This window comes from Thermococcus sp., from assembly GCF_027012695.1.
In the GTDB taxonomy this organism is placed as follows: Archaea; Methanobacteriota_B; Thermococci; order Thermococcales; family Thermococcaceae; genus Thermococcus.
Genome location: NZ_JALUYR010000111.1, coordinates 1 through 1,687, shown reverse-complemented (window position 1 = coordinate 1,687; position 1,687 = coordinate 1). Strand labels below are relative to the sequence as shown.

Sequence of the window (1,687 nt, the reverse complement as noted above, 5' to 3'; positions counted from 1 at the left end):
GGCCGATGCACGGGAGAAGGGGCTTCGGCTTTGGCTGGTTGTTTTTGCCCTTTGCCCTGCTGATAATATTTGCCAAATTGGCTTTCCTGCTCCTGCCCTTCATCGTAATCGGGCTCATAATATACGCGCTGATGAGGTGAAGAACATGCTCTGCATAGGAAAATGTCCGCCGGAGGTGAAAGCATGAGGGCCTCAGCACTCCTAAGGGGAGTTGTTGACCTGCTCCTCCTGATAGTCTTTGTTGGAATAGCCGTAACTGGAATAGGCCTTTACCTGGCACCAAGCGGCAGGATAGCCGAGAGCATAGGATGGACCTTCCTTGGTATGGACAAGGAGGCTCTCACCAACGTTCACACTTATCTAGGCTTCATCATGATTGGCCTCGTGGGGGTTCACCTGGTGGTGGGATTCAGGAGTATGCTCGTAATGCTGAAGTCCGCCTTTAGGAGCTCAAAGGTAAAGGTGGTGGCCGGCTTGATAATTCCAATACTGCTTATAGCAGTTGGGTTCCAGGCGTTTTCAGCTTATGCGGGAGAGGAGGAAGAGACCCATGAGACGTACGATTACTATGAAGAATCAACTAACTCAACGGTCTACATAACGGGCACGATGATGAAGTACTACACCGTCCAGGAGCTCGCGGAGGAGTTCAACATTTCAACCGACGCGCTCATAGAAAAGCTGAAGGAAAAGGGAATAGAGGCAACCCCTGACGAGAAGCTCGTTGAGATTGAGTACAAGTACGACCTGGACAGGGAGGAGTTCAAGGCCATGTTGGAGGAGATTATAATCGAGCTCCGGGGTGAGAGCGGATGAGAAAGGCAGGTTTCCTGCTTATGGCCCTGCTCCTGTTGGCCATGGTTGGGGCCGGATGTATAACGAGCTCAAGCACGAGCACGACGCAGGGACCCCCAGAGACTCGAGGCCCTCCCGAGGATAAAGGCTACGGTGCCGGTGCAAGCACAGGAGTAGTGGACGTCTTGGCGTATCCCGTTGAAAACCTGAGCCAAGAGGAAGTTGAGGCAATACTCTATATGAGGGAGGAAGAGAAGCTCGCCAGAGACGTGTACCTTACGCTTTACAACAAGACGGGGCTCCCAATATTCGAGAACATAGCAAGGAGCGAGCAGACCCACATAGACATGGTGCTCGAGCTCATTAAGAAATACAACCTGACCGATCCCGTTGCAGGGATGGGAGTTGGCGAATTCAACAGCACGGAAATGCGGGAGCTCTACGAAAAGCTCGTTGCACAGGGGAGTGAAAGCGACGTTGAAGCCCTTAAAGTGGGTGCATTGATTGAGGAGATTGACATCAAGGACCTGGACGAGTGGCTAAAGCACGTGGACAACGGAGACATAAAGGCCGTCTTTGAGAGCCTGAGAAACGGAAGTGAGAACCACCTAAGGGCCTTTACAAGGTTGCTCCAGAACAGGTATGGTATTACCTACACGCCCCAAGTACTGAGTGAAGACGAATACAGGAGTATTGTTGGCTGAGCGGAAAGCTTTTATCCTTTTTTTCCTAACTCCCCTCCAGGCCCAATCAGCGGTGTTGACTATGGTGCAGAGTATCGAGGAGCTGGCAAGGGTATGCGATGCACTCTCCAATCCAGTGAGGGTTAAGATACTAAAGTTGCTCTGCGAAAAGGAGTGGTATGTTTATGAACTCGCCAAGACCCTCGGAA

At 51.5% G+C, this 1,687-nt stretch carries 3 protein-coding genes; all 3 read left to right on the top strand.

Features of this window, described 5'->3' with window-relative positions; translation table 11 throughout:
* Positions 1-183: 183 nt before the first annotated feature.
* Positions 184-816, top strand: coding sequence for a translation initiation factor IF-2 N-terminal domain-containing protein (locus tag MV985_RS08255; RefSeq protein ID WP_297465184.1), 633 nt, complete (start codon positions 184-186; stop codon positions 814-816).
* Positions 813-1,499 carry a DUF2202 domain-containing protein gene (locus tag MV985_RS08250; protein WP_297465182.1) on the top strand — a complete coding sequence of 229 codons (687 nt, stop codon included), beginning with the start codon at positions 813-815 and terminating at the stop codon, positions 1,497-1,499. Before MV985_RS08255 ends, MV985_RS08250 begins: the two co-directional genes overlap by 4 nt.
* Positions 1,500-1,560: 61 nt before the next feature.
* A partial coding sequence (locus MV985_RS08245; protein ID WP_297465186.1) for an ArsR family transcriptional regulator occupies positions 1,561-1,687 on the top strand: 127 nt, incomplete at its 3' end.